Annotated in this window: 1 protein-coding gene; it reads left to right on the top strand. The window is 65.7% G+C overall.

Annotated elements, in window-relative coordinates:
- Nucleotides 1–658, top strand: a 658-nt coding sequence (locus BN1132_RS05710; RefSeq protein WP_042075829.1) for a PTS transporter subunit EIIC, incomplete at both ends; no start/stop codon positions are given.

Genomic DNA, 658 nt, shown 5'->3' with positions numbered 1-658 from the left:
GCGGCTGGTGCTGGCGGACGACAGCAAGGTGAACAAGGCCGCCATCGACAAGCTGGACGGGGTCAAGGGGTGCTTCAGCAACGCGGGCCAGATCCAGGTGATCTTCGGTACCGGCCTGGTCAACAAGGTCTATGCGGAGTTCGTGGCGCTGACCGGAACCGGCGCCGCCAGCAAGGCGGAGCTGACCGACATGGCGACGGCCAAGCTCAACGTGGCCCAGCGCCTGGCGCGGACCCTCTCCAACATCTTCGTGCCCATCATTCCGGCCATAGTCGCGTCCGGCCTGCTGATGGGGCTGCTCGGCATGGTGCGCACCTATGGCTGGGTCAATGCCGACAGCGCCCTGTTCGTCATGCTCGACATGTTCAGCTCGGCGGCCTTCATCATACTGCCGATCCTGATCGGGTTCACGGCGGCGCGGGAATTTGGCGGCAACCCCTATCTGGGGGCGACCCTCGGGGGCATTCTGACCCACCCGGCCCTGACCAACGCCTGGGGCGTGGCGGGGGGCTTCAAGACCATGGACTTCTTCGGGCTCGACGTGGCCATGATCGGCTACCAGGGCACCGTCTTCCCGGTGCTGCTGGCGGTCTGGTTCATGTCCCACCTGGAGAAACAGCTGCGCAGGCGCATCCCGGACGCCCTGGATCTCATCCTC

Origin of the sequence: Aeromonas sanarellii, assembly GCF_000820085.1 — a bacterium.
Lineage (GTDB): Bacteria > Pseudomonadota > Gammaproteobacteria > Enterobacterales > Aeromonadaceae > Aeromonas > Aeromonas sanarellii.
This window is presented reverse-complemented; position numbering and strand designations above follow the sequence as displayed.